25 protein-coding genes and 1 tRNA gene are annotated in these 23,766 nt (G+C 67.4%); 18 read left to right on the forward strand and 8 right to left on the reverse strand.

Annotated features, from left to right (window positions below; genetic code table 11):
- Positions 1–2: 2 nt before the first annotated feature.
- The gene (locus ACEL92_RS01680; RefSeq protein ID WP_374023945.1) at positions 3–371 is read right to left on the reverse strand and encodes a lipopolysaccharide assembly LapA domain-containing protein; all 369 of its coding nucleotides are present in this window, start codon (positions 369–371) and stop codon (positions 3–5) included.
- A 100-nt stretch (positions 372–471) separates the two neighbouring features.
- On the opposite strand from ACEL92_RS01680, the gene ACEL92_RS01685 reads away from it, so the two are divergent.
- Genes ACEL92_RS01685 through ACEL92_RS01705 form a run of 5 tightly spaced genes read left to right on the forward strand, consistent with a single transcriptional unit; the run spans position 472 to position 4,504 of the window.
- On the forward strand, positions 472–1,419 hold the full coding sequence (locus tag ACEL92_RS01685; protein ID WP_374023946.1) for an ABC transporter substrate-binding protein: 948 nt from the start codon (positions 472–474) through the stop codon (positions 1,417–1,419).
- The gene (locus ACEL92_RS01690; protein WP_374023947.1) at positions 1,416–2,504 is read left to right on the forward strand and encodes an ABC transporter ATP-binding protein; all 1,089 of its coding nucleotides are present in this window, start codon (positions 1,416–1,418) and stop codon (positions 2,502–2,504) included. Before ACEL92_RS01685 ends, ACEL92_RS01690 begins: the two co-directional genes overlap by 4 nt.
- A 3-nt stretch (positions 2,505–2,507) precedes the next feature.
- Positions 2,508–3,194, forward strand: a complete 687-nt coding sequence (locus ACEL92_RS01695; RefSeq protein WP_374023948.1) for an ABC transporter permease — start codon at positions 2,508–2,510, stop codon at positions 3,192–3,194.
- Positions 3,191–3,904: an ABC transporter permease gene (locus ACEL92_RS01700; RefSeq protein ID WP_374023949.1), complete on the forward strand. Its 714-nt coding sequence runs from the start codon at positions 3,191–3,193 to the stop codon at positions 3,902–3,904. The genes ACEL92_RS01695 and ACEL92_RS01700 overlap by 4 nt, the downstream gene beginning before the upstream one ends.
- A complete protein-coding gene (locus tag ACEL92_RS01705) occupies positions 3,905–4,504 on the forward strand; it encodes a putative glycolipid-binding domain-containing protein (protein WP_374023950.1) in 600 nt (199 codons plus the stop codon). It abuts the gene before it with no gap.
- On the opposite strand, the gene ACEL92_RS01710 is transcribed toward ACEL92_RS01705, so the two are convergent.
- Complete coding sequence (locus ACEL92_RS01710) at positions 4,467–5,405, reverse strand: prephenate dehydrogenase (RefSeq protein ID WP_374026429.1); 939 nt, start codon at positions 5,403–5,405, stop codon at positions 4,467–4,469. The two genes, ACEL92_RS01705 and ACEL92_RS01710, sit on opposite strands and share 38 nt — an antisense overlap.
- Positions 5,406–5,551: 146 nt before the next feature.
- Between ACEL92_RS01710 and ACEL92_RS01715 the strand changes: the two genes are divergently transcribed.
- From ACEL92_RS01715 to ACEL92_RS01725, 3 genes are all read left to right on the forward strand, one after another.
- Entirely contained in the window at positions 5,552–6,073 is a 522-nt protein-coding gene (locus ACEL92_RS01715) for a tRNA adenosine deaminase-associated protein (RefSeq protein ID WP_374023951.1), read from the forward strand.
- A 105-nt stretch (positions 6,074–6,178) separates the two neighbouring features.
- Positions 6,179–6,637, forward strand: coding sequence for a nucleoside deaminase (locus ACEL92_RS01720; RefSeq protein ID WP_374023952.1), 459 nt, complete (start codon positions 6,179–6,181; stop codon positions 6,635–6,637).
- Positions 6,638–6,666: 29 nt separating this feature from the next.
- Positions 6,667–6,756, forward strand: a tRNA-Ser gene (locus tag ACEL92_RS01725).
- Positions 6,757–6,832: 76 nt separating this feature from the next.
- Here ACEL92_RS01725 and ACEL92_RS01730 read toward each other — a convergent pair.
- The 3 genes from ACEL92_RS01730 to ACEL92_RS01740 all read right to left on the reverse strand — a co-directional run bounded on the left by ACEL92_RS01730 (position 6,833) and on the right by ACEL92_RS01740 (position 9,208).
- The gene (locus ACEL92_RS01730) at positions 6,833–7,111 is read right to left on the reverse strand and encodes a hypothetical protein (protein WP_374023953.1); all 279 of its coding nucleotides are present in this window, start codon (positions 7,109–7,111) and stop codon (positions 6,833–6,835) included.
- A gap of 362 nt (positions 7,112–7,473) precedes the next feature.
- A complete protein-coding gene (locus tag ACEL92_RS01735; protein ID WP_374023954.1) occupies positions 7,474–7,974 on the reverse strand; it encodes a hypothetical protein in 501 nt (166 codons plus the stop codon).
- 100 nt (positions 7,975–8,074) lie between these two features.
- A complete protein-coding gene (locus ACEL92_RS01740) occupies positions 8,075–9,208 on the reverse strand; it encodes a 1,4-beta-xylanase (RefSeq protein ID WP_374023955.1) in 1,134 nt (377 codons plus the stop codon).
- A gap of 313 nt (positions 9,209–9,521) precedes the next feature.
- Between ACEL92_RS01740 and ACEL92_RS01745 the strand changes: the two genes are divergently transcribed.
- The 7 genes from ACEL92_RS01745 to ACEL92_RS01775 all read left to right on the forward strand — a co-directional run bounded on the left by ACEL92_RS01745 (position 9,522) and on the right by ACEL92_RS01775 (position 15,051).
- Entirely contained in the window at positions 9,522–9,908 is a 387-nt protein-coding gene (locus tag ACEL92_RS01745) for a DUF2237 family protein (protein WP_374023956.1), read from the forward strand.
- Positions 9,909–9,979: 71 nt separating this feature from the next.
- On the forward strand, positions 9,980–11,251 hold the full coding sequence (locus ACEL92_RS01750; protein ID WP_374023957.1) for a sulfotransferase: 1,272 nt from the start codon (positions 9,980–9,982) through the stop codon (positions 11,249–11,251).
- Positions 11,252–11,270: 19 nt separating this feature from the next.
- A complete protein-coding gene (locus ACEL92_RS01755) occupies positions 11,271–12,512 on the forward strand; it encodes an MBL fold metallo-hydrolase (protein ID WP_374023958.1) in 1,242 nt (413 codons plus the stop codon).
- A complete protein-coding gene (locus ACEL92_RS01760; protein WP_374023959.1) occupies positions 12,509–13,258 on the forward strand; it encodes an SDR family NAD(P)-dependent oxidoreductase in 750 nt (249 codons plus the stop codon). Before ACEL92_RS01755 ends, ACEL92_RS01760 begins: the two co-directional genes overlap by 4 nt.
- 15 nt (positions 13,259–13,273) lie before the next feature.
- Entirely contained in the window at positions 13,274–13,753 is a 480-nt protein-coding gene (locus ACEL92_RS01765; protein ID WP_374023960.1) for a VOC family protein, read from the forward strand.
- Between the two features lies 1 nt (position 13,754).
- On the forward strand, positions 13,755–14,726 hold the full coding sequence (locus ACEL92_RS01770; RefSeq protein WP_374023961.1) for an LLM class flavin-dependent oxidoreductase: 972 nt from the start codon (positions 13,755–13,757) through the stop codon (positions 14,724–14,726).
- A 49-nt stretch (positions 14,727–14,775) separates the two neighbouring features.
- Positions 14,776–15,051 carry a hypothetical protein gene (locus ACEL92_RS01775; RefSeq protein WP_374023962.1) on the forward strand — a complete coding sequence of 92 codons (276 nt, stop codon included), beginning with the start codon at positions 14,776–14,778 and terminating at the stop codon, positions 15,049–15,051.
- 26 nt (positions 15,052–15,077) lie between these two features.
- Here the strand turns inward: ACEL92_RS01775 and ACEL92_RS01780 are convergent, their stop codons facing one another.
- Positions 15,078–15,728, reverse strand: a complete 651-nt coding sequence (locus tag ACEL92_RS01780; protein ID WP_374023963.1) for a GntR family transcriptional regulator — start codon at positions 15,726–15,728, stop codon at positions 15,078–15,080.
- A 67-nt stretch (positions 15,729–15,795) separates the two neighbouring features.
- On the opposite strand from ACEL92_RS01780, the gene ACEL92_RS01785 reads away from it, so the two are divergent.
- The 3 genes from ACEL92_RS01785 to ACEL92_RS01795 are packed head-to-tail and all read left to right on the forward strand — an operon-like array spanning position 15,796 to position 19,254.
- Positions 15,796–17,154: an LLM class flavin-dependent oxidoreductase gene (locus ACEL92_RS01785; protein ID WP_374023964.1), complete on the forward strand. Its 1,359-nt coding sequence runs from the start codon at positions 15,796–15,798 to the stop codon at positions 17,152–17,154.
- The gene (locus tag ACEL92_RS01790) at positions 17,147–18,331 is read left to right on the forward strand and encodes a CaiB/BaiF CoA transferase family protein (RefSeq protein ID WP_374023965.1); all 1,185 of its coding nucleotides are present in this window, start codon (positions 17,147–17,149) and stop codon (positions 18,329–18,331) included. Before ACEL92_RS01785 ends, ACEL92_RS01790 begins: the two co-directional genes overlap by 8 nt.
- Positions 18,332–18,345: 14 nt before the next feature.
- Positions 18,346–19,254, forward strand: coding sequence for a CoA ester lyase (locus tag ACEL92_RS01795; RefSeq protein ID WP_374023966.1), 909 nt, complete (start codon positions 18,346–18,348; stop codon positions 19,252–19,254).
- Here ACEL92_RS01795 and ACEL92_RS01800 read toward each other — a convergent pair.
- Both ACEL92_RS01800 and ACEL92_RS01805 read right to left on the reverse strand, forming a co-directional pair.
- A complete protein-coding gene (locus ACEL92_RS01800) occupies positions 19,251–20,336 on the reverse strand; it encodes an IS630 family transposase (protein WP_374023967.1) in 1,086 nt (361 codons plus the stop codon). The two genes, ACEL92_RS01795 and ACEL92_RS01800, sit on opposite strands and share 4 nt — an antisense overlap.
- Positions 20,337–20,378: 42 nt before the next feature.
- Positions 20,379–23,762, reverse strand: a complete 3,384-nt coding sequence (locus ACEL92_RS01805) for a pyruvate carboxylase (protein ID WP_374023968.1) — start codon at positions 23,760–23,762, stop codon at positions 20,379–20,381.
- Positions 23,763–23,766: the final 4 nt, after the last annotated feature.

Consider the following 23,766-nt stretch of genomic DNA (forward strand, 5'->3'; position numbering starts at 1 on the left):
CGCTAACGGGACGCGGCGGCGTGGTGCTTCTTGGCGGCCCGGCGCAGCTGCATGATGCGCGCGGTGCCGACGGCAACCGTGATCAGCCCGCCGACCACGGCGGCGAGCAAAATGGCCACCCCCAGCGGCAGGCTCCAGTGCCAGCCCAAGAACTGGAACGACGTCGACGTCGTGTTCTGGGTGATGAAAATCAGCAACAGGATCAGGATCAGGAACCCGGTGATCAGGGACGACCACAGCGCACCGGCGCGGGTGAACCCAATGGCCGGCTCCTTGGGTGCCGGGCCGGACTTGGGCGCCGGGCCGGGCTTGGGCGCCGCGGCGGGCTGGGCGGGCGGCTGGTTGGGCGCGGCAGGGTTAGGGCTGCTCATAAGGTCATCTTCGTCCGATCCGGCACAGAATGAAACCACGCAGCGCAACCGGCCTGCTTCGTCCGGGCGCAGGGCAGGTTCTGACGTTACTGTCGGCGGTATGGGGATGCCGTCGCGCGCGCACCGCGCGATCGTCCAAGCGGCGGTGTTGCTCACGGCGATCGGTGTTCTCGCCGCGTGCAGCAGCTCCGACCCGCTGGGTGCCGAGGTCCGCAGCCCGAAATCGATCGTGGTGGGATCCGGTGACTTCCCGGAGTCGCAGATCATCGCCGAGATATACGCACAAGCATTGCAGGCCAACGATTTCGAGGTCGGCCGGCGGATGGGCATCGGCAGCCGGGAGACCTATATTCCCGCTCTCAAAGACCATTCCATCGACTTGGTGCCGGAGTACATCGGCAACCTGCTGCTCTACTTCGAGCCGGAGTCGACGGCGACCGTGCTCGATGCCGTCGAGGTGGAGCTCGACCGTAATCTCCCGGCCGACCTGGCCATCCTCACCCCGTCGCCCGCCGCCGACACCGACACCGTGACCGTGACCGACGGGACCGCCAAATCGTGGAAGCTGAAGACAATCGCCGATCTGGCGGCACATTCGGCGGACGTGAGGTTCGGGGCGCCGTCCGCGTTCGCCAACCGCCCCGCCGGCCTGCCGGGGCTGCGCCAGAAATACGACCTCGACATCAGGCCCCGAAACTTCGTCGCCATCAACGACGGTGGCGGCGCGGTGACGGTGCGCGCCCTGGTGGGAGGACGGGTCAACGCCGCCAACATTTTCACCACCTCACCCGCGATTCCGCAGAACCACCTGGTGGTGCTCGAAGACCCTCAGCACAACTTCATCGCCGGCAACATTGTGCCGCTGGTCAATTCGCAGAAGAAGTCGGACCGGCTCAAGCAGGTGCTGGACGCCGTGTCGGCGAAGCTGACCACCACGGGAGTGGCCGGACTCAACGCCGCGGTGGCGGGGAACGCCGGCATCGACCCCGACCAGGCCGCGCGGAACTGGTTGCGGGACAACGGCCTTAATCATCCGGTGGCACGATGATCGTCTTCGACGACGTCAGCAAGGCGTTCGCCGACGGGACCACCGCGGTGGACCGGCTGAGTCTGGTGGTCCCCACCGGCGAGCTGACCGTCTTCGTCGGTTCGTCGGGCAGCGGCAAAACCACCGCGCTGCGCATGGTCAACCGCATGATCGAGCCGACGTCCGGCACCATCACCGTTGGCGGCGTGGACGTGTCCACGCTCGACCCGGTGCGGCTGCGCCTCGGGATCGGCTACGTGATGCAGCACGCCGGCCTGATGCCGCATCTGCGGGTGATCGACAACGTCGCAACGGTTCCGGTGCTGAAGGGACAGTCCCGCCGGGCGGCCCGGGACGCCGCCTACGGGGTGCTCGAACGCGTCGGGCTGGACACCAAGCTCGCCACCCGCTACCCCGCGCAGCTGTCCGGCGGTGAGCAGCAACGCGTCGGCGTGGCGCGCGCACTGGCCGCCGACCCGCCCATCTTGTTGATGGACGAGCCGTTCTCGGCGGTCGACCCGGTGGTACGCGTCGACCTGCAGAACGAAATCCTGCGCCTGCAAAGCGAATTGCGCAAAACCATCGTGTTCGTCACCCACGACATCGACGAGGCGCTCAAGCTGGCCGACCGGGTTGCCGTCTTCCGGGCCGGCGCGCTGCAGCAGTACGACGAACCAGCGCGCCTGCTGTCGCGGCCGGCCAACGATTTCGTCGCGAGGTTCATCGGCCTCGGCCGCGGCTATCGCTGGTTGCAACTCATCGACGCGTCCGGCCTGCCGCTACACGACGTGCGGTGCATCCCCGCGGCCGCTCTTCCCGAGACCCTCCCCGACGGTTGGGCGGTGGTGGTGGACGGCGCGCACGCACCGATGGGCTGGATCGACAGCGACGGCCTGCGCCGGCACCGCGCCGGCGCGTCGTTGTCGGAGAGCATGAGCGGCGTCGGTTCGCTGTTTCGTCCCGGCGGCAATCTCAGCCACGCCCTGGATGCGGCGCTGTCGTCGCCGTCGGGGGTGGGTATCGCCGTGGACGACGGCGGCAAGGTCATCGGCGGCGTGCTGGCCGGCGACGTGCTGGCCGCAGCGGATGCCCGGCGGCGGGGGTGACCCATGCGCTATCTGCTCACCCACCTCGACGACGCCTGGGCCTTGACGCTCGTACATCTGCGCCTGTCGTTGGTGCCGGTGCTGATCGGGTTCGCGATCGCCGTCCCGCTGGGGGCGGCGGTGCAGCGTGCGCCGAATGCGCGTCGGTTGACGACGGTGATCGCGAGCGTCGTGTTCACCATCCCGTCGCTGGCTCTGTTCGTGGTCTTGCCGATGATCATCGGCACCCGCATCCTCGACGAGGCCAACGTGATGGTCGCACTGACCGCCTACACCGCGGCGCTGCTGGTGCGGGCGGTCCTCGAGGCGCTCGACGCGGTACCGGCGCAGGTGCGCGACGCCGCCACCGCGGTCGGGTACCCGCCGCTGAGCCGCTTGCTGAAAGTTGAACTGCCGCTGTCCATTCCGGTTCTGGTGGCCGGGCTGCGGGTGGTGGTGGTGACCAACATCGCGATGGTCTCGGTGGGCTCGGTCATCGGCATAGGCGGCCTGGGCACGTGGTTCACCGAGGGCTATCAGACCAACAAGAGCGACCAGATCCTGGCCGGCATCATCGCGCTCTTCGTGCTGGCGGTCGTCACCGACGCGCTGATCATGGTGGCGGGCCGGTTGATCACGCCGTGGGAACGGGCCGGGCGAGCGTCGCGCCGGCGATCGGTGGTCGCCCCGATCGTGGGGGGCGCGCGATGAACTTCGTGGCGCGGGCCGTCTCCTTTCTGTTGACCGCCGATAACTGGGCCGGCCCTGTTGGGCTCGCGGCGCGAATTCTGGAGCATCTGGAGTACACGGCCGTCGCGGTCGGCACCTCCGCCCTGATCGCCGTCCCCGTCGGGCTCATCATCGGGCACACGGGTCGCGGCACGCTGCTGGTGGTGGGCGCGGTCAACGGGCTGCGCGCGCTGCCGACCCTAGGCGTGCTCCTCCTCGGCACGTTGCTGTTCGGGCTGGGCCTCGGGCCGCCCCTGGTCGCGCTGATGCTGCTGGGGGTGCCGGCGCTGCTGGCCGGCACCTATGCGGGCATCGCCAATGTCGAGCCAACCGTGGTCGACGCCGCGCGGGCGATGGGCATGACGGAGCCCCAGGTGCTGTGGGTGGAGGCGCGCAACGCCCTGCCGTTGATTCTGGGCGGGTTGCGCAACGCGACGCTGCAGGTGGTCGCCACCGCGACGGTCGCGGCCTACGCCAGCCTCGGCGGGCTCGGCCGCTACCTCATCGACGGAATCAAGGAGCGCGAGTTCCACCTCGCTCTGGTCGGTGCCTTGATGGTGGCCGCCTTGGCGCTCGCGCTGGACGGGCTGCTGGCGTTGGCGGTGTGGGTCTCGGTGCCGGGCACCGGTCGACTGCGCCACACTTATCGGACACTTCCCTCGCGCTTCGCGGGCACGATTTACGGTAGGTGAGTGAACGCAGATTCCTCTGATTCGACTCGGCGCGTGTGGCAGGCGATGCTCACTTGGCGTGCACAGGACGTATCGCGAATGGAATCGGTACGAATCCAGGTGTCCGGCAAGAGGATCAAGGCCAATGGCCGCATCGTCGCGGCCGCCACCGAAACCAACCCGGCGTTCGGCGCGTACTACGACCTGCAGACCGACGAGACCGGCGCCACCAAGCGGCTCGGCATGACGGTCACGCTGGCCGAACGCGAGCGGGTGTTGTCCATCGCCCGCGACGAAGAGAACATGTGGCTGGTCACCGACCATCAGGGCGAGCACCGCGCGGCGTACAACGGCGCGCTCGACTGCGACGTGGTGTTCAGCCCGTTCTTCAACGCGTTGCCCATCCGGCGGCGCAGCTTGCACGAGCAGGCGGACTCGGTGACGCTGCCGGTGGTTTACGTCAACCTGCCCGACATGTCCATCACGCCGGACATCGTGAGCTACACCAGCTCCGGCGGCACAGAAGGCATCAAGCTGCGCTCCCCGGTCGCCGACACCGTCGTGAGTGTCGACGAAGAGGGCTTCATCCTCGACTATCCAGGCTTGGCAGAGCGGATCTGATCACCCCGCCCGCCCGGCCGGCGGCGGCCAGTTCCTCGCGCCAGTTCTCGGCGCCGATGACGACGTGGAAGATGTCCGAACGCGGGAAGCTGTCGTAACGCGTCCGGGCGGCGTGGCCGGCCTCGACGAGTTCGGCCACCGTATTGTTCGCGACCAGCGACTCGCGGGCCCGGCTCAGGAGCTCGATGACCCGGTCGGCCGCGGGTATCAGCTGGTCGGCGTTGCCCTCGCACATCGCCCGCACCAGATCAGGAGCTGTTGCGGCCACGCGCGTCCCGTCGCGGAACGACCCGGCGGCCAGCGCGAACGCCAGCGGTACCTCCCCGGCGATGACCGCCAGGGCCTCGGCGAGCAGGTGCGGCAGGTGCGAGATGGCGGCCGCCGCGGCGTCGTGGTCGTCGGATTTGGCCGGCACCACCACCGCGCCGCAGTCGAGCGCCAGCGTCATCACCATCGACCAAACCACGGGGTCGACGTGGTCGTCCACGCTGACCACCCACGGCGCCCGGGTGAACAGGCCGGGGTGGCCGGCAGCCCAACCCGAGTGGGCGGTGCCCGCCATGGGGTGGCCACCGACGAAACGTTCCTGCAGACCGGCGGCGACGACCTCGTCGAGCACCGCCCGCTTGACGCTGGTGACGTCGGTCAACGGGCAGGCCGGGGCCAGTTCGCCAATGTGGGCGAGCATGCCGGCCATCGCCGGCATGGGCACCGCCAGGACGATCAGCGCACCGGTCTCCGCGGCGCGGGTCAGCGTCGCGGTGAGATCGGTGGTGGCGTCGAAACCTTCGGCGGCCGCCGCCTTCGCGCCCTCCACGGACCGGTTGTAGCCGAAGACTTCCCGGCCCGCCGCCGTGGCGGCCCGCATGATCGACCCCCCGATCAGCCCCAGCCCGAGCACGCAGACGGGCGGTTGAGAAACAGGGCTGGCCACAGACCAAGGTTGGCACAATCCGGCGGCGGCGTGCGTCCAGGTGTCGCCCCGACCGCGGCTTCGTCGCGCTCCGTCTGGTCAGGGGCCCTGGTCTGCGACTACCGTAAGCGGCCATGGGAGCACAACGGGCCCCAGCCCAAGGCCTGTCCGCCGACACGCCGGACGGTTTCGGCGTAGCGGTCGTGCGCGAAGAGGGCCAGTGGCGGTGTTCTCCGATGGCCCCTAAATCCCTGATGAGCCTCAAGGCCGCCGAAACGGAGCTTCGGGAATTGCGCAGCTCCGGCGCGGTGTTCGGCCTCCTTGACGTGGATGACGAGTTCTTTGTCATCGTGCGGCCGGCGCCGTCGGGGACGCGGCTGCTGCTGTCGGACGCCACCGCCGCACTTGACTACGACATCGCCGCCGAAGTGCTCGACAAGCTGGACGCTGACATCGACCCCGAAGACCTGGAGGATTCCGACCCGTTCGAGGAGGGCGACCTGGGGTTGCTGTCCGACATCGGGCTACCGGAGGCGGTGCTGGGCGTCATCCTCGACGAGGCGGACCTGTACGCGGACGAGCAGCTCGGCCGCATCGCCCGGGAGATGGGCTTCGCCGACCAGCTGTCGGCCGTGATCGACCGCATCGGTCGGTGATCGCAAGCGCGGCCGTGGCGATCGCAAGCCCGGCGGAACCGGGCGCCGCGGGTCGCCACGCATGAGGAAGCCGGGCGCCGCGGGTCGCCGCCATCGGAGGCGTCGGTGATCGCTGACGAGGACCTGATCCATGCCGCGTTGGCGGTCGCCGCGACGGCCGGTCCCCGCGACGTCCCCATCGGTGCGGTGGTCGTCGGCGCCGATGGAACCGAATTGGCCCGTGCGGTCAATGCCCGGGAAGCGCTCAGTGATCCCACCGCGCACGCAGAGATCCTGGCGCTGCGCGCGGCGGCCGGCGCGCTCGGGGACGGCTGGCGGCTGGAGGGCGCCACGCTGGCCGTCACCGTCGAGCCCTGCACCATGTGCGCGGGCGCGCTGGTCCTCGCCCGCGTCGGCCGGCTGGTGTTCGGGGCGTGGGAGCCCAAGACGGGCGCGGTCGGATCGCTGTGGGACGTGGTCCGCGATCGGCGACTCAACCATCGGCCGGAAGTGCGCGGCGGCGTACTGGCCGAGGAGTGCGCCGCACCGCTGGAGGCCTTCTTCGCCCGCCAGCGATTGGGGTAAGGGGCCGACGGTTCGGTAAGCTGCTCCCCGGTGGCGTGTCCGAGCGGCCTAAGGAGCACGCCTCGAAAGCGTGTGACGGCTAACACCGTCCGAGGGTTCAAATCCCTCCGCCACCGCCAAATTTCTGCGCACGCCTGTCCGTGGAGGTCATGTTCGCCAATTCACGGGTCCGGCCCGCGAGCACCGGCGGCGGGGTCACGTAGTCAGAGTGAGATCGCCGGTTGCGGCCGCGCCCGGCAGGATCTGACCTAGCGCCATCGTCTGAAGTGTCTTCGGCGATTGGCGAGCATCAGCGGCCAGCCCGCCTCGCTGCGGACAGATCTCGCCTGTCGTCTGGTGCCCCCCGTACAGGTCCATCAGTGTCACGTGGCGCCACCAAGATGCGACTTGGAGACGCAGCCAGTCGCGCAGTTCTTCTGCGGTCATATCGCGCCAGTCGCCGTAGCGGTTGCGTGGGTGGGGGTATGTGTTCATCGGTGGTCTCGCCCTTTCATGCGGCTTAACGTGCCGGGCACCGCACCGCCCGGAACACGTCGAGTAGCACGCGTCCGCGCCGCCTGATGCCATCGCCCGCGTGGGTGTACCGCGCTCGCAGTGACATCTGGTAGTGGCCGCCGCTACCAGACCATAAGTTTGTCACATGACGAATAAGAATCGAACTAGTATGGAAAAACTGGATCGAAAATGTTCGCGGTATGGAAGGTGTCGGGTAATGGCGGGTAATGGCACAGCCGCCCAGACGGGCTTCGGGGCGAGCACTCGATCGTGAGCAGCGTTGAGCGGACCCGCCTTGCCGCTGAATTGGGCCGTGGCGGTGTCGGGCGGCCGCCCACTGTTCAGTCCTCTAGCACTCCGCGGTCGACGAGGATTGCGCGGACTTCCGCGTACCTCGTTTGCCGTTCGTCCCACTCGTAGCCCTCGACCATGGCTACCCAGTCATCGCCTTGGGCGATCGCGAACTCGGCCGCCTTGGCCAGCGCGTGGTAGAAGGCCTTGGCGACGTCATCGTCCCAGATGACCCAATAGCCGGCGGGGGTTTCGCACAGGACGCCCAGGGTCGCGAAGAAGCTGTCGGTCGCGCCGCGAGTCGGGTCCGGACTCAAGAAGTACAAGAAATGCGGAAACTCGTCGTACACGATTTTCAAGTACTCGGCGATCGCGGGCTCAAGGTACGGATAACTCTTGGGCGGCAAATCCGCGAACGTCAGGACCAGCGAGGCGCGCCACGTGCGCGACAGCGCCGGGTCGGCGCCAACTTGCGTCAGGAGGTCGCGGACTGCGCTGATGTCTCGTCGGAGCCACTGGCTGGCCGGGATGTCGAGCTGATGGGAGCTCATCGCCGGCCCCACCGTGTCGCTGTTTGCATCTGGTCCTCAAACCCGGTCCCCAACGTGTCCAACCCGCATCTTGCCAGCCGGCTTGTCGTGGCGGGCTAGTTCAGGCCTGCGTTCCGGCGAGCTTCCGTGTCGTCAACGCTTCGGCGTCTTGGAACGCCCGGCCGTCGGGGCGGAGCAGGTCGTGGAACCAGACCTTCGGAATCGCGGTGTACGGGTGATCCCACGATTCCCACGGGAAGTAAGTCTGGGTCTTCCCGGCCACCAGACCCCAGTTGATCGCGCCGACGTTGTGGCGCTTGGCAATTGGCAGAATTGCCTCCACTGTGCTGCCCCGGGGCCTGGCCATGTACTCCGTGCAGAGGATGGGCCTTCCCAGCGGGGTAAGTTCACCGATCCGGGACTCGAAGCCCGCGGGTTCGGCATAGGAATGGAACGTGACCACGTCGGAGTTGGCGAGCTGGATGTCGCTGATGGCGCTGCGCCCCTGGGGTTGCCCCCAGTCGCCGCGCCACACGCCACTGGTGAGGGGCTGGCTGGGGTCGACGGCGCGCGCCCACCGGAACACCTGAGGCAGCAGGTTCCCGACGAGCTGTTCCTTGTCGCTGCGCTCGGTTTTGCGGTACTGCTTCGCCGGGTTGTCCGGCTCGTTCCACAGGTCCCAGCCCAGGATTCGGTCGTCGTTGCGGAACTGCGTCAACACCCCGGTGACGTAGTCGCGCATGACGGCGGCATAGCGGGGGTCGCCGAGGCGTTCGGCGCCCGGGCTTTGCACCCAGCCCGAGTTGTGCACGCCGGGCGTCGGCGCGCGTTGCCGGCCCGCCCTCGGTGCTGGATCCCAACACGAATCGAAGAAGACGAACAGCGGCTTGATGCGATGACGCGCGGCGATGTCAACGAACTGGGCTAGCCGCGTCTGAAAACCGCGTTGGTCCTGGGCCCAGAGCTGATCGTGCAGGAACACCCGGGCCGTGTTGTGCCCGTAGAACCTGGCCCAGCCGAGTTCGGCGTCGATCCGGCGCGGATCGAAGGTGTCGGGCTGAAACATCTCCAGCTGGTTGATCGCGTTCGAGGTGATGTAGTTGGACCCGACCAGGAAGCCCTGCGCCTGATACCAACGGTTGGCGCGTTCGGCGGGCCACCGGCCCGCTTCCTCCGCCGAGGCGCGCGGCGCCCGGGCGAGCGCGGTGCCCGCTGCCAGGAAAAGCGGCAGCTTGAGGGCGGTTCGTCGTTGCACGATGTGACGATAGATTTTCCCGGCGATTTCCCCGGGATTTGCCCAGCGCGTCGCGCCGGCTTGACGGGGGAACTGTTATCGCCCCGTCACCTGGCGCCCGTCGGCCCCGGTCCCCACTAGCGCAACTGGCGTCCGTGATTGTCCTCGACGCCGCCGGTGAAACATGATGGCCGCGTCGACGATGGCCCAGACTCATCCGCTGGCGACCCACCGGTTGGCCGGATGGCAACCGGCGTCGGCCGGGGCAAATTTGCGCCGGCGGAGACGGCAAAGTTACTTCAAACTTCACCCCGCAGAGCGCGATACTGAAACCGTGCTCGATCGAAACGTGTTAGGCGGTCCGCTGGAGCCGTGCGGCACGGAGCCACTGACCGGTTACTACCGCGACGGCTGTTGCTCGACGGGGCAGGAGGACATCGGCCGGCACACGATCTGTGCGGTCATGACCGCCGAATTCCTCGAGCACCAGCGTTCCATCGGCAATGACTTGCTGACGCCGGTCCCCGAATACCGGTTCCCCGGCCTGCTGCCCGGCGACCGTTGGTGTGTGACGGCGCTGAACTGGCTTCGGGCGCACCAGGATGGCTGCGCGGCGCCGGTGGTGTTGGCCTCCACGCACGAGCGCACCCTGGAGGTGGTGCCTCTGGAGACGCTGCAGGAACACAAGGTCGACGTGCCCGACGACTTGGCGAACCTGTAGGGGCCACGCCAGATCGACGCCTTGCCCCTGTGTCATATTTCTCTTCGACGACACGTCGAAAAGAGGATCCGGTGGGCTCTGCCGTTGACGACATCGACTTCGATGATCTGACCGCGCCCAAGCTGACCGACGTCCAGCGCCGGATTCTCGACTACACCGAGGCCAACGTCGTCGACTTCGACATCGACCGGATGGTTGGGGAGGCGGTCGAGCAGGCCGGCCTGAACAAGGGGGCCGACCTCGACGACGCCGACGGCTTCGCCGATCGGCTCGCCGTGCATGTCGCGGCGATCGAAGGAGACGAGGGCCTGCGCCAGCTGACGCGCTCGTCGCTGCGGCAGCGAGTCGTGCGTCTGCTGCGCAACCGGTTATCGCTGACCGAACTCCTCAAGCGCTACCCCGAAATCGAAGCCATCCCGATCGAAAAGCCGTTCATCGTCGTCGGAATGCCGCGCTCGGGCACCACGCATCTGGTGAATCTCATTGCGGCCGACCCGCGCCGGCGGGCGTTACCGTACTGGGAGAGCCAAGAACCCGTCCCCGCCCGCGGCCAGGGCCCCGACATCTTCGGCGTCGACCCGCGATACGCGCGCGCCAAATCCGAACACGACGCGCTGATGGCCAGCGCCCCGGTGGTCGCCGCCATGCACGACCGATTCCCCGAGGCGATCGAGGAAGAGGTCGAACTCCTCGACCTGGATCTAGCCGCATACGTCTTGGAATGGCATGCGCGCGTGCCGGGCTGGCGCGACTACTACCTGAGCCTCGACCAGAACCGGCACTACACCTACTTACGAAAGGTGCTGCAGGCCTTGACCTTTCTGCGGGGACCGCGGACCTGGATCTTGAAGAGCCCACAGCACTGCGAGCAACTCGGCCCGCTCATGACGACGTTTCCCGACGCGACCGTGGCGTTCACGCACCGCGATCCCGTCGCGGTGATCCAGTCGGCGATCACGATGATGGCCTACTCCGATCGGCTGCGCCGAACCAGCATCGAGCCGGATTGGCTGGTGGAGTACTGGAGCGACCGGGTGCACCGACTGCTCAGCGCCTGCGTGCGCGACCGGGATCTGGTGCCGGCCGACCGCAGCATCGACATCAGCTTCCATCAGCTGAACGGCAACGAAATGTCTTTCCTAGAGCGGCTTTACCGCTGCGGCGGCGTGGAATTGACTCCGAAGGTGCGGGCGCGCTTCCAGAAGTATCTGGACGGCAACCCGCGGGGCAAACACGGCCGCATTCGCTACGACCTGCACCGGCACTTCGGCGTCACGCCCGACGAGCTGCGCGGGCGTTTCGACTTCTACTTCGACAAGTTCGACGTCCAGGCCGAGACCTAACCGGAGGGCAACGACAGCGATGAGTTTCGAACCGGTCTACCGCGGCCGCCCGGGAGCGGATGCCATGCGGCCCGCTTCTGCCGAACGGGCGGAGGAGATCGCGCCGGGGCTGTGGTGCTCACCGGGCCTGTCGAACTCCTATCTACTCACCACGCGCGACGGCCGGGTGATTGTCAACACCGGCATGGGTTTCGAAGGTCCGGTGCACCGCGCGAACTTCGACGCCGTCGATCCTTCGCCGGTGCGCTACATCGTCTTCACGCAGGGCCACGTCGACCACGTGGGCGGTTTGGACAGTGTCCGCGACCCGGACACGACCGTCGTCGCCCAGGCGAACTGGACGCTGTGGCGCGACGACAACGAACGACTCATCCCGTACCGCGCCAGCCGCAGCGCCTTCGCGTTCAAAGACACCCTGGCGGCCGGCGTCCAGGCCATTCAGCGGCGCTTGGGTAGCACCCGGCTGGCCGGCCAGAGCGTTCCCGTCGTCGACCTCGATTTCGAGGACACCCTGACGCTCGAGGTGGGCGGCCGGCGGTTGGAACTGATCTGGGTTCCCGGCGGTGAAACCACCGACTCGCTGGTGGTGTGGCTGCCGGACGAGCGGGTTTGCTTGTGCGGCAATGTCTTCGGCCCGTTGTTCGGGCACATTCCCAACCTGGTCACCATGCGCGGTGACCGGTATCGTGACGCCCTGACGGCCATCGCCTCGGTGGAGAGGGTGCGCGACCTGCGGCCCGAACTTCTGGTGACCGGTCACTTCGAACCGATATCCGGCGCCGAACGCATTCACGCAGAGCTGACCCGGCTGCGCGACGCGATCCGCTACGTCCACGATCGAACCGTGGACGGGATGAACGCCGGCAAGGACGTGCGGACTTTGATGCGCGAGATCACGCTGCCCGCGGAATGCGAAGTGGGGCAAGGCTATGGAAAGGTGGCCTGGGACGTGCGGGCCGTCTGGGAAAACTACTCCGGCTGGTTTCACCACGAGTCGACCACGGAGCTCTATCCGGTCGGGTTCGACGCCGTCGCCGCCGACGTGGTCGAGCTGGCCGGGGCCGACGCATTGGTGAGCCGGGCGCGAGAACACCTCGCCGCCGGCCGATCGCTGCAAGCCATCCATCTCGCCGAACTCCTCCCGTCCGACCATGCCGGGGCGCGGGCCGTGCTTCGCGAGGCCCACGAAGAACTGTTGGCCGGCAGCACGAACTTCTGGGAGACCGCCTGGCTCAAGAACCAGATAGCGAGGAACTCATGACGGCTCGAGTCAGCTTCGACTTCACCGGCACCACCGCGCTGATCACCGGCGGCACCAGTGGGATCGGGCACGCGACCGCCACCTTGTTCCGCGACGCCGGGGCCCGCGTCGGGGTCACCGGAACCAGGCCGGCCGCGGCCGACTACCAGGCCGACCTGTCCGGCATGGAGTATCACCAGCTGCAGATCAGCGACCCCGATTCGGTGGACGCGCTCGCGGGAAAGTTCACCAGCCTCGACGTCCTGGTCAACAACGCCGGCGCCAATTTCCCCGGCGGACTTGATGAATCCAAGCCCGACGGATTCGAGGCCTCGGTCGCGCTCAACCTCACCGGGCCCTACCGGTTGACGGTCGGGCTCTACCGCGCGTTGAAGGCATCGACCGCGGCCGGCGGCGCCAGCGTGGTGAACCTGGCGTCGATGTCGGCGCTGCGGGCCGTCCCGTTGGTGCCGGGCTACGGCGCGGCGAAGGCCGGGATCGTCTGTGTCACCAGGAACCTCGCGGTCAAGTGGGCCGGTAGGGGGATCCGGGTGAACGCGGTGGCGCCCGGCGCCGTCGACACCCCGATGACCGCACCCATGCACGGCTCGGCCGAATTGGTGGAGGCCGAGCTCGCGCACATCCCGTTGCGCCGCTTCGGTTCCGTCGCTGAGATCGCCCCGACCATCGCCTTCTTGTGCACCGAGCAGAGCAGCTACACCAGCGGCGCGGTGTTCGTCGTCGACGCCGCGTCCGACTGCGTCTGAAACCCGAGGAGACACATGACAATCGCGCTGCGCCCCGCGGATTTCTACCACACCGGCGTCGTCGTGCCCGACCTCGATGCGGCGATGGCCCGGCTGAGCGCGCTGGCCGGCTACCGCTGGATCACCCCGATGACCTACACCCTGCCGTTCCGCACGCCGACCGGCGTCCGCGAGCTGAGTTCCACGATCGTTTACTCCCTGCAGAGCCCGCACCTCGAACTGGTGCAAGAGGTGCCCGGCAGCCCGTGGATGCCCGCGCCGGGCAATGCCGTGCACCACCTCGGTTACTTCAGTGACGACCTCACCGCGACCGCCCGTGGCCTCGAGGCCCACGGCTTCACTCTCGAGATGACGGCGGACGTGCCCGGTTCCGAACTAGGGCTATTCGCTTACTACACAGACTCTTCTGGCGTGCGCATCGAAATCGTCGATCGCTCGCTGTTCCCGGACTTCCCCGCCTTCCTGCAGTCGATGGCCGCCCCACAGGAGGCGTGACATGTTGCTGACGGTGCTGCGCTTCAACTTCGCCTCCCCGCACGGCAGGCCCCGCACGCAAAGCAGGCTGTTGTCGGCCGCCCTCGAATTGGCGCAGTGGGGCGAAGCGCACGGCATCACCTCCATCAGCGTCGACGAGCATCACGCCACCGGACATGGGTGGAGCTGCAACCCCATCATGGCGGCCGCGATGTTCTTGGCCCGGACCTCGACGCTGATCGCCAGCGTGGATTGTGCGCTGGGCCCGCTGTGGAATCCGGTGCGGCTCGCCGAAGACATCGCGCTGGTCGACAACATGAGCCAGGGCCGGCTGCACACCACCGTGGGCCTCGGCTACCGTGCCATCGAATATCAAGCGATGGAAACCGATTTCGCGTGCCGGGGTGCGCTGATGGACAGCCTGCTCGAACGGATGCTGTCGGTGTGGGCGGGCGCCGATGCCGACGCGGGAATCTGCACCGGCACCTGGACACGACCGCATCCCCCGCTGTATGTCGGTGGCGGCGCGCGCGCCACGGCGCGACGGGCGGCGCGCTTCCGGTTGCCGCTCAGCCTGGCGGATCACCTGCCCGAGATCGCCGCCTACTACCGCGAGCTGTGTGCCGAGGCCGGCATGACGCCGCTGATCCTCATGCCCGGGCCGGTGAACCGCGGAATGATCTTCCTGCACGAGGATCCCGACCGAGCATGGGCGGAACTCGGCGACCACATCCTCTGGGAGGCGGTCACTTACGGCGGATGGTCGAGCGACCAGCGCTCGCTCATGCATCTGCCCGGCGTGCAGACGCTGGACGAGGTCAGGGCGTCGGGGCGGTACCGCTTCCTGACCCCCGACGAGCTGATCGCGGAGGTGCGCGGCACTGACAACCACGGGCCCCTAGTGTTGCACCCCTTGGTCGGTGGCATGCCCGTCGACGAGGCCTGGAAGTCGGTCCAGTTGCTCACCGACAAGGTGTTGCCCGCGCTCAGCTAACTGGCCAAACCCCCGATTACACACGGGAATAAGGGGTATGCGGCCGGGCATGACAAACGAAGCTTGGAAAGCGCTGACGCTCGTCGGTGGCGCCGCGACACTCGGGTTGGCTCTCACCTTCGCCGGCGGCGCGGGCGCGACCGCTTTGGCCGGCAGCGCGCCCGCGGCGCCGCCGGCGCCGACGTCGTCCAGCCCGGCGCCGCCGCCGTCGCCGCCGCCGGCTCCGGGAGGAACCTACGGTGACGGCGGTAACGGAAGTTCTGTGACCGGTGGCGGCGGGGCCGCTGGGGGTGCCGGGGGTGGAGGCGCGGGAGGCGGGGGCTGAAGGGGTTGCGTATCCGGCGCTAACTGCTAGGCGTCGCGGCGCTGCTGCAACCAGTCGGCCAGCGAACGACCGGCGTCCAGGACATGTCGTTCGGCAATCGTGCGCGCCCGTTCGGCGTCTTTGTCGCCCAGCGCGTCGAGCAGTTCCTGGTGTTCATCGAGCGAATGCTTTTCGTGCTCCGGGAACAGGGTGAGGAAGTTGCTCGGCACCACGCGCGCGGCCTGCTTGATCTGAGTGAGCAGCCGGGGCGAATGCGCGGCGCGATGGATCATCTGGTGAAAGTGCCAGTTCGCCTCGCCGATGCTGTCGTCTCCGGATCGGGCCACCACGTCGGCCGCGAGCTCCCGGAGCATCTCCAACTCCCCGGGTTCGATCCGTTCGGCGGCCCACGCCGCCGCTTGCCCGGTCAGCACCCCCAAGATGGTGAAGCTGTCGAGGACGTCGTCGGGGCTGATGCCGAGCACCGTCACGCCACTGCGCGGCGCCACCCGGACCAAGCCCTCGAACGAAAGCTCTAGCAGCGCCTCACGCACGGGCGTCCGGCTGGTCGCGAACTCCTCGGTGATCGCATCCAGGTCAACTCGCGACCCGGCCGGCAGTGCGCCGGTCAGGATGCGGTCCCGAAGTTCACGGGCGGCGCGTTCCCGCACCGTTCCGGAGATGTCGATCGCTGCCACGAGGGCAGGATATCAAACGGTAAACCTTGTGTTTGATATCTGAAATATCAGATGTTAGATTCCCGCTATGCGAACCGACAAGATGGCGCTCGTGGCGTTCATGCAGGCCGGCAGCACCTCGGTGTACGCGGGCTCGTGGCGGCACCCCGCAACGGAGCACCGGTACCTCGACGCCGCCTACTACGCCAAGATCGGCCGACAACTGGAAGAGGGCTGCTTCGACCTGATGTTCTTCGACGACCGGCTGGCGATGCCGGGCGTCTACGGCGCCTCGGTGGCCGACGCGGTGTCGTACGGCGCCCGCCCGGTCAAGCTCGATCTCGGCGTGGTGCTCGGGGTGCTGGCCGAATCCACCTCGAAAATCGGGCTGGGCGCGACGTACTCGACCACCTACTACGCGCCGTTCCACGTCGCGAGAACCTTCGCCACGCTCGATCACCTTTCCGGGGGCCGCGCGGCCTGGAACGTGGTCACCTCGGTCAACGACAGCGAGGCGCAGAACTTCGGCCTCGACGCCCACCTCGGCCACGACGAACGCTATGACCGCGCCGACGAATTCATGGACGTAGTGACCGGGTTGTGGGACACCTGGGAGGACGGCGCCGTGTTGCACGACCGGGCGGCCGGCCGCTACGCCGATCCGGGCAAGGTTCACGAACTGGCGCATGTCGGCCCGTACTTCTCGGCGCGCGGACCGCTGACCGTGCCGCGCACCCCCCAGGGCAGGCCGGTGATCATTCAGGCCGGATCGTCGGGTCGCGGTCGCGAATTCGCCTCGCGCTGGGCCGAATTGATCTTCACCGGCGACCCGGGAATCGACGTGGCGCGGAGCCACTACGCGGATCAGAAGGAGCGCATCGCCGCCGCCGGCCGCGACCCCGCGGCGGTGCGCATCTGCCCAATGGCCTATGCCGTGGTGGGGGAGTCCGAGGCGCACGCCAAGGACCGCGAAGCCCTGTTTCTCAATGACCTGGTCCATCCGATGGCGTCGCTGACGCTGCTGTCGGAGCTGATGAATTATGACTTCGCGCAGCATGACCTGGATGATCCGGTGACCGACGAACTCCTGGCATCGGCGTCCGGCATCCGCGGACTGGTGCAGAACCTGCGCGCCCACATCGGTGGGGACACGGTGACTCTGCGTGATCTGGCCAACCACCGCGCCACCCTCTTGCAAGGTCCCCGCTTCGTCGGCACCGGCGAACAGGTCGCAGAGCAAATGGCGCAGTGGTTCCAAACCGAAGCGTGTGACGGGTTCGTGCTGGCCGCAACGCATTTGCCTGGGGCGTTCGAAGACGTCGTGCGCATGGTCGTCCCGGAACTGCAACGACGCGGCCTGTTCCGCACCCAGTACGAAGCGTCGACGCTGCGGGGTCACCTCGGGCTGGAACGCCCGTCCAACACCCGGGTGCCCGCCGGTGCTTGACGGTCTCCTGGTGCTCGACCTCGCGACCCTGGCCGCCGCCCCGCTGGTGGCGACCTACCTCGGCGAATTCGGCGCCGACGTGATCAAGGTCGAAGAGCCGAGGCGCGGCGACCCGATCCGCGGTTGGGGCAACCAGCGCGACGGGATCGGCCTGATATGGAAGTCCATATCCCGCAACAAACGATCCATCACGTTGGACCTGCGCTGCGCCGAGGGACAGGAGTTGGTGCGCCGGTTGGTGGAGCGGGCCGACGTCGCCATCTTCAACACCCGGCCGCAAACGTTGCGCAAGTGGGGCCTGGACTACGAGAGCCTGCGCGCGGTGAACGAGAAGTTGGTGATGCTGCATATCACCGGCTATGGGCTGAATGGACCCAAAAGCGAGCGACCCGGTTTCGGCACGCTGGGGGAGGCGATGAGCGGGTTCGCGCACATCACCGGCCAGGCCGGCGGACCACCCACGCTGCCGCCGTTCATGCTGGCCGACGGCGTCGCGTCGTTGAACGCCGCCTACGCGGTGCTGATGGCGCTCTATCACCGCGACGTGCACGGCGGGCCGGGGCAGCTGATCGACGTCAACCTGATCGACCCGCTCGCCCGGCTGCTAGAACAGACCCTGCTGGGTTACGACCAGCTGGGACTGGTGCCGGAGCGCTCGGGCAACCGGTGGGACATCTCCGCGCCGCGCAACACCTATCGCACCACGGACGGGCGGTGGCTGGCCATGTCGGGCAGTTCACCGGCGTTGGCGCTGAGGGTGTTTCGCGCCATCGGCCGCGAGGACCTGTTACAGGATGGCGACTTCTCCGATCCGCAGCGACGCCTGGCCCGTGCCCGCGAGGTCGACCAGGTGGTGGCCGACTGGGTTGCCAGCAGAACGCTTTCGGAGGCGATGGCGGCCTTCGAGGCGCACGACGTGGCCGCGGCCCCGGTCTACGACATCCGCGATCTGCTGGCCGACGAGCAACTCGCGCACCGGGAGGTATTCGTCGCTGTCGAGGATCCACAGCTCGGCCCGATGACGGTGCAGGCCCCCGTCCCGCGATTTTCGTCGGCGTCCGGGGCGGTCGGTCACCTGGGGCCGGGTCTGGGCGAGCACAACGTCGAGGTCTACGGCGACTTGCTCGGGCTGACCGCAACGCAGATCGACGACCTGCGCGCACGAGGCGTGCTGTGACAAAAGGACATTCGATGACGCAACTTCTCCGCCGCTCCGAGCTCGCCGTCCCGGCGAGCAACGACAACATGTTCGACAAGGCCGCCGCGTGCGGCGCCGATCTGGTGTTCCTCGACCTCGAGGACGCCGTACCCGCGGCGGTCAAGGAGGAATCACGCGCCAAGGCGATCAGCGCGCTCAACGACCTCGACTGGGGCCGCACCGCGCGGGCGGTGCGGATCAACGGCCTCGACACCCGGTGGTGTCACGCCGACCTGATCGACGTGGTAAGCAACGCCGGCGAAAATCTCGACACCGTCATCATCCCGAAGGCACGCCGCGCACGCGACGTCTGGTGGGTCGACGTGCTGCTGACCCAACTGGAATCAAAACTGGCCCTGAGCAAGGAAATTCGACTGGAAGTCCTCATCGAAGAGGTCGAGGGACTGGCCAACGCCGAAGAGATCGCCCTGGCCAGCCCCCGGCTGGACGCACTGATCTTCGGTGTGGGCGACTTCTCTTTGTCACAGGGCGCGCGGGTAGACACCAACTTCGCCCCGATCGGCGAATATCCCGGCGATTTTTGGCATTACGCGCGCAACAAGGTGATCGTCGCCGCGCGGATTGCCGGCATCGACGCGATCGACGCGCCGTACCCCGACTACCGCGACCTGGAGGGTTACGAGCGCGACGCCCAGCGGGCCTCGCTGCTGGGCTACACCGGAAAATGGGCAATTCACCCTGACCAAGTGCCCATCGCCAACCGGGTCTACGCACCGACCGCCGACGAGATAACCCGCGCCGAGGCCAATCTCGCGGCCTACCGTGCGGCCGCGGCCCAGGGCCGCGGTGCCGTCGGGGTGAACGGCGTACTCGTCGACGCCGCGCACGTCAAGATGGCGGAGGAGACGCTGGCCCGCGCCGCCTTGATCGGAGAACGCTAGTGTCCTGAGTCGTTAATTCGTCGGCAGTAGTTGGCGATGCTGTCCAGGATTTGGTCGGCGGTCTTGGTCCACACGTAGGGGCGTGGATTGTCATTCCAGGTGTCGATCCAGGCGCGGATGTCGGCGTTGAGTTGTCGTACCGAAGTGTGGGTGCCGCGTCGTAGCTTCTTGGTGGTCAGTTCGGCGAACCAGCGTTCAACGAGGTTGAGCCATGACGAGCTGGTGGGGGTGAAATGCAAGATGAATCGGGGGTGATTGATCAGCCAGCGCTGGACCGCCGGGGTCTTGTGCGTGGAGGCGTTGTCGAGCACGACGTGGCAGTCCAGATCGGCGGGGACCTCGGTGTCGATCTTTTTCAAGAACGCCAGGAACTCCTGGGACCGGTGACGCGAGTGCAGTGATCCGATCACCTTGCCGGTAGCCAGATTGAGCGCGGCGTACAGGCTCGAAGTGCCGTGGCGGACGTAATCATGGGTGGCGCGTGTCGGAGTGCCGGGCAGCATCGGAAACACCGGCGCGGTGCGGTTGAGCGCCTGGATCTGGGTCTTCTCATCGACGCACAGCACGATGGCCCGCTCGGGGGGATCCAGGTAGAGACCGACGATGTCGCGAACCTTGGCCACGAACAACGGGTCCTTGGACAACTTCCACGAATCCTGTTTGTGCGGTGCCAAACCGAACGCCCGCCAGACCCGCGACACCATCGACTGGGATAGTCCTAGATGGTCGGCCATCGACCGCGTCGACCAGTGCGTGGCATCCGTGGGTGCCGTCTCTAGCGTTGCGGTGATCAACGCTTCGATCTGCTCATCGCCGACCACACGAGGCCGGCCCGGTCTCGGTTCATCGAGCAATCCGTCGCAGCGCTTCTCGGCGAACCGGTTGCGCCACTTACGAATCGTGCCCCGGTCGAGTTCGAGCCGTTCGGCGACCTCGACATTACTGCCGCCATCAGCGCACGCCAGCACGATTCGGGCACGCAGAGCCAACCCGGCAGCACTGTTCCGTCGCCGAACCCAGCCTTCCAACTCAATACGTTCATCGTCGGTCAACACGATCGTGGCAGCATGCGGCGACGGCATCACCCATACTAACAAGAGCGGGCGAATTAACGACTCAGGACACTAGCTGACTACGACCAAGAGGTCACCGCCTTCGACCTGGGCGGTTTGCGAGACAGCGATTCTGGCCACCGTTCCGGCCTTGGGGGTGGTGACCGCGGCCTCCATCTTCATCGCCTCGATCGTCGCGATCGTCTGGCCCGCTTCGACTTCCGCGCCGACCTCGATGGTCACCGTGACGACGCCGGCGAACGGGGCACCGATGTGGTCGGGGTTGTTGCGGTCGGCCTTTTCGGCTGCGGGCACGTCCGCGGCGATACTACGGTCACGCACCACGATGGGACGCAACTGCCCGTTGAGGATGCACATCACGGTACGCATGCCGCGCTCGTCCGCATCCGAGATGGCCTCCAGGCCGATGAGCAGCTCCACGCCGCGCTCCAGCTCCACTCGATGTTCGTCGCCTTGGCGAAGCCCGTAGAAGAACTGATTTGCGCTCAGGCGCGACGTGTCGCCGTACTGCTCACGATGATCCGCGAGCTCCTTCGTCGGCCCGGGGAACAGCAGCCGATTCAGCGCCGCCTGGCGCTCGCCGCCCGCCGTCGCCAACGCCCGTTCGTCTGCGGCCGTGAGCTGTTGCTCCGGCTTCGCCGGCCCGCGACCTCGTAATGCCTTGGTGCGCAAGGGCTCGGGCCAGCCGCCCGGCGGGTGCCCGAGCTCCCCGCGAAGGAAGCCGATGACCGAGTCGGGGATGTCGTAACGCTCGGGGTCGGCGGCGAAATCTTGCGCACTGACGCCCGCACCCACCAGTGCCAGCGCGAGGTCGCCGACGACCTTGCTCGACGGGGTGACCTTGACCAGGCGGCCGAGGACGGCGTCAGCTTCGGCGTATGCGTCTTCGATGTCCTCGAAGCGGTCACCGAAACCCAACGCGATGGCCTGCTGGCGCAGGTTCGACAGCTGCCCACCGGGGATCTCGTGCCGGTACACCCGCCCGGTCGGGGCCGGCAAGCCGGACTCGAACGGCGCGTACACCTTACGCAGCGCCTCCCAATACGGTTCTAAGGCGCAGACCTCCTCGAGCGATAAGCCTGTGTCGTATGAGGTGTGTGCCGCGGCCGCCACGATGGAAGACAACGCCGGTTGGCTTGTGGTTCCTGCCAGCGGCGCCGCGGCGCCGTCCACGGCGTCGGCGCCGGCCAGCCATGCGGCCGCATAGGTGGCCAGCTGCCCCCCGGGCGTGTCGTGCGTGTGCACGTGGACTGGAAGGTCGAACCGCGACTTCAGCGCCGAAACCAGCGTCGTGGCGGCGGGCGCGCGCAACAACCCGGCCATGTCTTTGATCGCCAACACGTGCGCACCCGTTGAGACGATCTCGTCAGCCAGCTTCAGGTAATAGTCGAGCGTGTAGAGCTGTTCGGCCGGATTGCTGAGATCACCGGTGTAAGACATCGCCACCTCGGCCACGGCGGTGCCTGTCTCGCGAACGGCGTCGATCGCCGGGCGCATGGAGTCGACGTTGTTCAACGCATCGAAGATCCGGAAGATGTCAATGCCGGTTGTTGTCGCTTCCTCCACGAACGCCGTCGTCACGGTCTGCGGATAGGGCGTGTAGCCAACGGTGTTACGTCCGCGCAGCAACATCTGCAAGCAGATGTTGGGCACGGCCTCGCGTAAGGCTGCCAGCCGCTCCCACGGATCCTCCTTCAGAAACCGCAGCGCGACATCGTATGTCGCTCCGCCCCAGCATTCGATCGACAACAACTGCGGGAGCATTCGGGCGATGTAGGGAGCCACCATGATCAGCCCGCTGGTGCGCACGCGCGTGGCCAGCAGGGACTGGTGCGCATCGCGGAAGGTGGTATCCGTGACGCCGACAGCGCGCGATTCACGCAGCCACGCCGCGAATCGCTCCGGCCCGAGGTCGGCGAGAAGCTGCTTGGATCCCGCCGGCGGGTCAGTCGACAAATCGATGTCGGGTAGCTTGTCGTGCGGGTACACCGTCGAGGGACGCTCGCCGTGGGGCTTGTTGACCGTGACGTCGGCCAGGTAAGTGAGTATCTTGGTGCCGCGATCGGCCGAACTGCGCGCGGTAAGCAGCTGCGGCCGTTCTTCGATGAACGACGTGGTGACGCGCCCGGCCTGAAAGGCAGGGTCGTCCAGAACCGCCTGCAGGAACGGGATGTTCGTCGAGACACCGCGGATGCGGAACTCCGCGACGGCACGGCGGGCACGCCGCACGGCCGTGGCGAAATCGCGGCCCCGGCAGGTGAGCTTGATCAGCATCGAGTCGAAGTGAGCGCTGATCTCCGCGCCCAGCGTCGTCCCGCCGTCCAGGCGGATTCCCGCTCCGCCCGGGGTGCGGTAGGCGGTGATGCGGCCGGTGTCGGGGCGGAAGCCGTTGGCCGGGTCCTCGGTGGTGATCCGGCACTGCAATGCCGCACCGCGCGGTGCCACCGTATCCTGGCTCAGGCCAATCTCTTCCAGCGTCTGGCCGCCGGCGATTCGCAGCTGGGCGGACACCAGGTCGACGTCGGTGATCTCCTCGGTGACGGTGTGCTCGACCTGGATCCGCGGATTCATCTCGATGAACACGTGCTGGCCGCGTTCGTCGAGCAGGAATTCCACCGTGCCGGCACAGGTGTAACCGATGCTGCTGGCGAAGGTCACCGCGTCCGAACAAATGCGCTGGCGCAGTTCGGGATCCAGGTTCGGGGCCGGCGCGATCTCGATCACCTTCTGGTGTCGGCGCTGGACACTACAGTCGCGCTCGTAGAGGTGGATGACGTTGCCGTGGTTGTCGGCCAACACCTGGACCTCGATGTGGCGCGGGTTGAGCACCGCCTGTTCGAGGAACACCGAGGCGTCACCGAACGCAGATTCGGCCTCGCGGCTCGCCGCCTCGATCGCCTCGGCCAGTGCGGCGGGGTCGGTGACCCGACGCATGCCGCGGCCGCCGCCGCCGGCGACCGCCTTGACGAACAATGGAAACGTCAGCGACTCGGCGGCCGTCAGCAGCTCGTCCACCGACGTCGAAGGCGCCGAGGAGGCGAGCACCGGCAGGCCGGCTTCCCGGGCCGCCGCGACGGCCCGAGACTTGTTGCCGGTGAGTTCCAGCACCGCCGCGCTCGGGCCGACGAACGTGATGCCCGCCGCCGCGCACGCCGCCGCCAGGTCGGGATTCTCCGACAGGAAGCCGTAGCCGGGGTAGATCGCGTCGGCGCCGCAGGCCAGCGCGGTTTGGACGATCTCGTCGACCGACAGGTAGGCACGGACGGGGTGTCCCTGCTCGCCGATCTGGTAGGACTCGTCGGCCTTGAGCCGATGCACGGAGTTGCGATCCTCGTACGGATAGATGGCCACGGTGGCCAGTTCCAATTCGTAGGCCGCGCGAAACGCGCGGATCGCGATCTCTCCTCGATTGGCGACCAGAACTTTAACGAACACGGTA

It is taken from the genome of Mycobacterium hainanense (genome assembly GCF_041890355.1).
Taxonomy (GTDB): domain Bacteria; phylum Actinomycetota; class Actinomycetes; order Mycobacteriales; family Mycobacteriaceae; genus Mycobacterium; species Mycobacterium hainanense.

What these genes read in the sequence shown, in the direction of transcription:
- ACEL92_RS01690 (WP_374023947.1), top strand. Translation starts at nt 1,416, where the DNA reads ATGATCGTCTTCGACGACGTCAGCAAGGCGTTCGCCGACGGGACCACC.
- ACEL92_RS01795 (WP_374023966.1), top strand. Translation starts at nt 18,346, where the DNA reads ATGACGCAACTTCTCCGCCGCTCCGAGCTCGCCGTCCCGGCGAGCAAC.
- ACEL92_RS01755 (WP_374023958.1), top strand. Translation starts at nt 11,271, where the DNA reads ATGAGTTTCGAACCGGTCTACCGCGGCCGCCCGGGAGCGGATGCCATG.
- ACEL92_RS01800 (WP_374023967.1), bottom strand. Translation starts at nt 20,336, where the DNA reads ATGCCGTCGCCGCATGCTGCCACGATCGTGTTGACCGACGATGAACGT.
- ACEL92_RS01715 (WP_374023951.1), top strand. Translation starts at nt 5,552, where the DNA reads ATGGGAGCACAACGGGCCCCAGCCCAAGGCCTGTCCGCCGACACGCCG.
- ACEL92_RS01775 (WP_374023962.1), top strand. Translation starts at nt 14,776, where the DNA reads ATGACAAACGAAGCTTGGAAAGCGCTGACGCTCGTCGGTGGCGCCGCG.
- ACEL92_RS01685 (WP_374023946.1), top strand. Translation starts at nt 472, where the DNA reads ATGGGGATGCCGTCGCGCGCGCACCGCGCGATCGTCCAAGCGGCGGTG.
- ACEL92_RS01770 (WP_374023961.1), top strand. Translation starts at nt 13,755, where the DNA reads ATGTTGCTGACGGTGCTGCGCTTCAACTTCGCCTCCCCGCACGGCAGG.
- ACEL92_RS01695 (WP_374023948.1), top strand. Translation starts at nt 2,508, where the DNA reads ATGCGCTATCTGCTCACCCACCTCGACGACGCCTGGGCCTTGACGCTC.
- ACEL92_RS01765 (WP_374023960.1), top strand. Translation starts at nt 13,274, where the DNA reads ATGACAATCGCGCTGCGCCCCGCGGATTTCTACCACACCGGCGTCGTC.
- ACEL92_RS01785 (WP_374023964.1), top strand. Translation starts at nt 15,796, where the DNA reads ATGCGAACCGACAAGATGGCGCTCGTGGCGTTCATGCAGGCCGGCAGC.
- ACEL92_RS01700 (WP_374023949.1), top strand. Translation starts at nt 3,191, where the DNA reads ATGAACTTCGTGGCGCGGGCCGTCTCCTTTCTGTTGACCGCCGATAAC.
- ACEL92_RS01735 (WP_374023954.1), bottom strand. Translation starts at nt 7,974, where the DNA reads ATGAGCTCCCATCAGCTCGACATCCCGGCCAGCCAGTGGCTCCGACGA.
- ACEL92_RS01730 (WP_374023953.1), bottom strand. Translation starts at nt 7,111, where the DNA reads ATGAACACATACCCCCACCCACGCAACCGCTACGGCGACTGGCGCGAT.
- ACEL92_RS01680 (WP_374023945.1), bottom strand. Translation starts at nt 371, where the DNA reads ATGAGCAGCCCTAACCCTGCCGCGCCCAACCAGCCGCCCGCCCAGCCC.
- ACEL92_RS01760 (WP_374023959.1), top strand. Translation starts at nt 12,509, where the DNA reads ATGACGGCTCGAGTCAGCTTCGACTTCACCGGCACCACCGCGCTGATC.